4 protein-coding genes are annotated in these 6,091 nt (G+C 69.7%); all 4 read right to left on the bottom strand.

Annotation, left to right across the window (positions count from 1 at the left end; translation table 11 throughout):
- Window positions 1–3,245, bottom strand: a 3,245-nt coding sequence (locus ACZ7DL_RS25285) for a type I polyketide synthase (RefSeq protein WP_470777268.1), incomplete at its 3' end; no start/stop codon positions are given.
- A 253-nt stretch (window positions 3,246–3,498) separates the two neighbouring features.
- Window positions 3,499–4,398 (bottom strand): LysR family transcriptional regulator, encoded by a 900-nt coding sequence (locus tag ACZ7DL_RS25280; RefSeq protein ID WP_470777267.1) that lies wholly within the window; start codon window positions 4,396–4,398, stop codon window positions 3,499–3,501.
- 602 nt (window positions 4,399–5,000) lie between these two features.
- Window positions 5,001–5,417 carry a hypothetical protein gene (locus tag ACZ7DL_RS25275; protein ID WP_470777266.1) on the bottom strand — a complete coding sequence of 139 codons (417 nt, stop codon included), beginning with the start codon at window positions 5,415–5,417 and terminating at the stop codon, window positions 5,001–5,003.
- Window positions 5,414–6,013 carry an RNA polymerase sigma factor gene (locus ACZ7DL_RS25270; RefSeq protein WP_470777264.1) on the bottom strand — a complete coding sequence of 200 codons (600 nt, stop codon included), beginning with the start codon at window positions 6,011–6,013 and terminating at the stop codon, window positions 5,414–5,416. The genes ACZ7DL_RS25275 and ACZ7DL_RS25270 overlap by 4 nt, the downstream gene beginning before the upstream one ends.
- Window positions 6,014–6,091 lie beyond the last annotated feature (78 nt).

Genomic DNA, 6,091 nt, shown 5'->3' with positions numbered 1-6,091 from the left:
AAGCCGGAGATCACATCGCGCTGCTGGGCGACGACCTGCCACAACGCCTCGGGCGAGTCCACCCCGCCCGGGAAACGGCAGCCCATACCGACGATCACGACGGGGTCGTCCTGTTCGTCACGGGCCACCGGTGCGGCCGCGCCGTGCTGCGGGTCGGCGAGCACCGCGGCCAGCTCGGCGGGGCTGGGATGGTTGTAGACCACCGTGGTGGGCAGACTACGTCCGGTGGCGGTGACGAGCCGGTTGCGCAGCTCGACGACCATCGCCGAGTCGAAGCCCAACTCCTTGAACTTGCGGCGGGGTTCGACGTCATCGGCGGAGTCGTGACCGAGGACGGCAGCGGCGTGTCCGCGGACCAGCGCCAGAGCGGCCGGACCGGTCAGCGCCCCGCTCGGCTCGGCCTCAGCAAGGTCCGTGGTGTGCTCCGCGTACGCGGCGGACTCCGCCGGCACGGCCGCGACGGCCCTGCGCTGTCCGGATATCCAGTGCCGGCGCCGCTGGAACGCGTACGTCGGCAGCTCGGCGCGGGCGGTACCGGCGGGCAGGACGGCGGACCAGTCCACCTCCGCGCCATGGCAGAAGGCCTCGCCGAACGCGAGCAGCAGCCGCTGCGGGCCGCCCTCCGCACGGCGCAGCGTGCCCAGCGCGGCGACCGGCAGGTCCGCGGCCTCCGCGGTCTGCTGGACGGCGAGCGTCAGCACGGGGTGCGGGCTCATCTCGAGGAACAGCTCGTGCCCGGCATCGAGCAGTGCCCGGACCGTCGGCTCGAACTGCACGGGTTCCCGCAGGTTGCGGTACCAGTAGTCGACGTTCAGCTCGGATCCGTCCAGGGCCGTCCCCGTCACGGTGGAGTGCAGCGGAACCCGCCCGGCCCGGGGCGCGATACCGGCGAGTTCGGCCGGCAGCGTCTCGCGTGCGGCGTCGACGTGGGGGCTGTGCGAGGCGTAGGCGACCGCGACACGCCGGGTGCGGACGTCCTCGCCGTAGTGCGCGGCCAGCGCGTCCAGAGCGGCGCCGTCACCGGCCACCACGGTCATGCCAGGGGAGTTGACGGCGGCCACGCTCAACTGCGGATAGCCGGCGAGGTCCTCGCGTACCCGGTCGGCGGGCAGCGACACGGTGAGCATGCCGCCGCCGCGTCCGGCCAACTCGCCGAGGGCCGCGCTGCGTACGGCGATCAGCCGGGCCGCGTCGTCCAGAGTCAGGGCGCCGCTGACGGTGGCGGCGGCGATCTCGCCCTGGGAGTGGCCGACGACCGCGGCGGGTTCGACGCCCGCCGCCCGCCACAGTGCGGCCAGCGCGACCATCACGGCCCACAGCGCGGGCTGCACGACGTCGTCGCGTTCCAGGGCGGGCGCGCCCGGGCGACCTCGCAGCACATCGGTCAGCGACCAGTCGCGGTACGGCCGCAGCGCGCGCTCGCAGTCCTCGATGACCTGGGCGAAGACGGGGGCGCTGTCGAGGAGTTCCGCGGCCATGCCGGGCCACTGCGAGCCCTGGCCGGGAAAGACGAAGACGGCCTTGCGGACGGCCTGTGGGCTGCTGCCCTGGACTACGGCCGGGGAGACCCGGGCGCCGGCGAGCGCGTCCAGGGCGGTGGTCAGTTCGTCCCGGCCGGCGCCGACCAGAGCGGCCCGGTGGCTGAAGGCGGTGCGGTCGTGGGCGAGCGCCCGGGCGATCTCGGCTGCACCGAACTCCGGGTGTGCCGCGAGGTGCGCACGCAGCCGGGCGGCCTGGGCGCGCAGTGCCGCGTCGCCGCGCCCGGACAGCACCCAGGCGAGCGGACCGGACAGATTGTCCGAATCCTCACCCTTCTCTGGCGTGTTCTCTACGGTGGCGACGGCGTCGCCCGGCCACTCGCTCAGCACCAGATGGCAGTTGGTGCCGCCCATCCCGACCGACGTGACACCCGCGACGAGCGGCCGGTCGGGGTGTGGCCACGGTCCGGTGCTGGTGGCGGCGGCGAGTCGCAGATCCGCGAACGCTATCCGCGGGTTGGGAGTCCGGTAGTTCAGCGTCGGGACGAGTTCCCGCTCTTTGAGGCAGAGGATCGTCTTGATGAGTCCCGCTATGCCCGCGGCACCTTCGAGGTGGCCGATGTTGGTCTTGACCGAGCCGAGCCGGAGCGGGTTGTCCGGAATGTGAGACGGGGCGAAAACGGCGCCCAGAGCGGATGCTTCGACGGGATCCCCGACCCGGGTGCCCGATCCGTGGATTTCGATGTACTGCGCTTGTCCCAGCGGTATCCCGGCGTGCTTCCAGGCGTCGCGGATGACGCGTTCCTGGGCTTTTCCGTTGGGAGTGGGGAGGGTTTCGCTGGCGCCGTCGCTGCCGACGGCCCCACCGCGGATCAGGCAGTGGATGCGGTCCCCGTCGGCTATGGCCCCGCTCAGAAGTTTCAGTGCCACCACGCCGCCGCCCTCGCCCCGGACGTACCCGTTCGCCCGGGCGTCGAGGGCGTGACATCGGCCGTCGGGGGAGAGGCTGCCGAAGGCGTCCAGGGCCTCGGTGCTCTCCGGCGCGAGGTTGAGGTTGACGCCGCCGGCCAGGGCCGTGACGGACTCGCCGCGACGCAGGCTCTCGCAGGCCAGATGCACTGCGACCAGCGACGACGACTGTGCGGTGTCGACCACGATGCTGGGGCCGTGCAGGCCGAGGACGTAGGAGACCCGGTTGGCGATGATGCCGCGGTGCAGGCCGGTCACCGTGTGCGCGGACATCGCGGCGGGCCCCGCCGCGTGGGTGAGGGCCGCGTAGTCGTCGGCGATCGCGCCGATGAAGACGCCGGTATCGGTGCCGGCGAGTGTGGCCGGCACGATGCGGGCGTCCTCCAGTGCCTCCCAGGCGAGTTCGAGGACGATTCGCTGCTGCGGGTCCATCGCGGCGGCCTCGCGCGGGGCGATGCCGAAGAACTCGGCGTCGAAGGTGTCGACGCGGGGCAGAAAACCGCCGGGGCGCGGTGACCCGTCGGATGACGCGGCGAGATGTGCGCGGTCCGCGGGCGGTTCTGTTATGGCGTCGCGGCCGTTCCTGAGAAGTTCCCAGAATTCGGCAGGTCCTGCCCCGCCGGGAAAGCGGCAGGAAATTCCGATGACGGCGATGGTGTGGTCGTTGATCTGATCGGTCGCCTGCTGCTTTTCCTGTCCCCGGATCGGCTGTGCCGCATTTTCCGCCGCGACGCCGTAACTACATCGGTCGGTGTTTTCCGATGGCGGTCCTGCTTCAACCCGGGCATGGCGGATCATCGTTCGGTGCTCCCCCCGTGAAGCGCGATCAAAGGTGCTGCCGACTCGGCGGTCTAAGCTCCATCCAAGTCGGCTTCGGACGGTAGCACCGAGCCGAGGGCTCCGTAAACCAATAACGGAGAGGAGCGCCACGGCTTTACGGTTCCGCCGGTAACCCCGTCGAGGGCAGAGGCCGTGACGGGGTCTGCGATATCCGGAACTCGATATACCGGATAAGCGCCGGGGGTGATGTTCCTGCTACGTGCGTTGTTAACTACACGTGAACAACGCAGTCTTGCGGGGCGGGTGAAGGTGATCGCCGTGCCGTGGTGAATGCCTCGATGTATGCCGCCACGAGAGGTGACCGGTCGTCGCGCCGCCGGGCGAGAACCAACCGGGTCCGCGGCAGGTCGGTTACCAATCGGTAGGCGATACCTTCGACGGCGTGCCGTTCCAGAGCCGATTCGGGCACCAGCGCGATGGATTGCTGCCACAGCACGGCGTGCAGGCACTCGGCGAGCGAGTGCACCTCGGGGCCGCTGCCGGACGCGGACGGCTGCCAGTGCGCGCGCCAGGTCGCATCGACCCCGCCGGGGAAGCGGATGGAACTGCTGTGGTCGATATCGTCCCTGGTCAGTGAGGTTTTCTTGGCCAGCTGGCTGCTCGTGGCGACGGCCGCGAAGCAGCGGTCCTCCTGGATCGTACGGACCGTCAGGCCGGTTTCGTCGAAGGGTGTCCAGGTGATCGCCACATCGATCAGGCCGGCCGCGAGGCCCATCGTCGGGTCGGTCAGATCGCCCTGCCGCAGGCTCACCATGGCCTCCGGGTGGCTGCGCGCGAAGGCCGCCGCAATCGGTGCCGACAAGGTGGCCTCACCGGGCCCCAGCACCCCCACCCGCAGCACTGGCGCGGCCGTCACCTGCTGGAACACCCGCTCCTTGGCCCGTTCGGCGCCGGCGAGCAGGGCTTTGGCCTCCTCCAGCAGAACGTCGCCGGCCGCAGTCAGCCTCATTCCCTTGGGCCCCCGAAGAAAGAGTTCGCAACCCAACTCGGCCTCCAGCTCACGGATCCGCTGGCTGAGTGGCGGCTGTGACATGTGCAGCCGCCGGGCGGCCCTGCTGACATTGCCTTCCTCTGCCACTGCCACGAAGTAGCGCAACCCCCGTAAGTCCATGGCTCACACGATACCGAATCCTTGGGTGCCGGTATGGAAAATGTATTGGATCGCTCCGGAAAGCCGTGCTGAGATCGAGCCATGAAGAAGCTCTTCGATCGACTGTTCCGCTCCTGTGCCCGCTGTGTCGAGCACTGCAAGCCGAGCCGTTGGAAACGAAGCGCCTAAGAGTTGTCTTGAGATTGGCCTGAGGCGTACTTGCTGACTTGCTGTCTCCTCGGTTACCCGGGGAGGGGGAGGTTGTGAAGTCGAGCGATGCCGAGGGCGGCGCTGTGGCCCGACTTTCGAGGCTGACGGCTTCGGACATGCTTCGTTCTTAAACGATGCTGGATGACCAGACCGACTCTCCGGTATCCGCCGTCTGTGATCGCGGTGGCATTTCCGAAAGCGCCCTTCGCGCCGGATGGTCACCAGCCGCCTACAGGCTCCCACAGCCGCTTGCAGGCTCCCGCCGGTGGCGGGATGCGCGCCCTGGTCCACCGACTTGGCAGCCAAGGCGCGCGGTCAACGGGCTGCCGCTCGACCCCCATGACCGAGCGGTTCGTCCCTGTCAGGGGCGCCTCGGAGCCGGCCGAGGACACCTCCTTGACGCGTTGGAGTCGTCAGACCTTCGCGTGCTCGCTGTCCGCAGAGGGGGCAGTGGTCACGGGGGAGTGTGCCGGGACGGTGATGCCGGCTATCGGCGCGTCGGCGGCCTTCTTCTGGGGGTCCGCCTTGGTGAGAGTGCACACCCCGTCTACACACTTGCGCTCCAGACGGCCTCGGGAGATCGTCTGGGCGAGGCCGACCGCCCAGCAGGTGGGGCAGCCGCGCAGGGCGACCAGACCCAGCGGGGCCGCCACGAGGGTGGCCGGGCCGGCGACGGGCACCATGGCGATCGAGCCGATGATCAGCCCGAAGCCGATGACACCGCGCACCAGGTGGCGTGCGACGGACTTGCTGGCGTAGTTCATCTCGTTCGCCCCGGAGTCTGCGGAGGCCGGGGCCTTCGTGCTCTGTGTGGGCTTCGCGGTGTTCACGGTCGTGACTCTCCTCCAGCTGATGGATCGACTGCTCGATCGGGTCCTTGATCAGTCAGCGTCAGTGAGTGACGCACTGCGGCGCGGGCTCGGTGGAGCCGCGACTTCATCGCGGGGGTGCTCAGACCGAGCGACCGGGCGACGACCTTGCCGGGCAGGCCCTGGACATCACGCATGATCAGGACTTGCCGCTGGTCACGGGGAAGGGTGCTGACCGCCTCCGCGATCCGCTCCGCCTCCAGCCTGCGCAGCACCGCCTCCTCGGCGGACGGCTCTGCGCACGCGTCCGGTTCGGCCGCCGTCTCGTCGCTCCGCGAGACGAGCAGCCGCACCTGCCGGAGGCATTCGTTGCGCACGATCCGGAACATCCATGCGGCGAGCGCGCCGGTGGCCCGCAGAGTGCCGATCTTCCGATAGAGGATGATCAGCGCCTCCTGCGCCGCGTCCTCCGCGTCCTGCGGCGAGGCGCACAGCGATATGGCGAACTTGCGCACATGAGGCTGCGACTCCATGACGACGGTGGTGAGCGAGGTGACGTCGCCGTCCTGAGCGGCCTTGATCAGCCGCTCATCCGGCCAGGAGAAGCTTCGGTTCATGCGTCCTACTCATACCCGGAAACGTGCCGCGCGCGCAGGGCACCGGTCAGCTTCGGCTCTTCCTGCGCCGCATCAGGT

Source organism: Streptomyces sp. NPDC036984, assembly GCF_055607665.1.
Note: the sequence above shows the minus strand (reverse complement) of the source record. Positions and strands in the feature narration are given on the sequence as shown.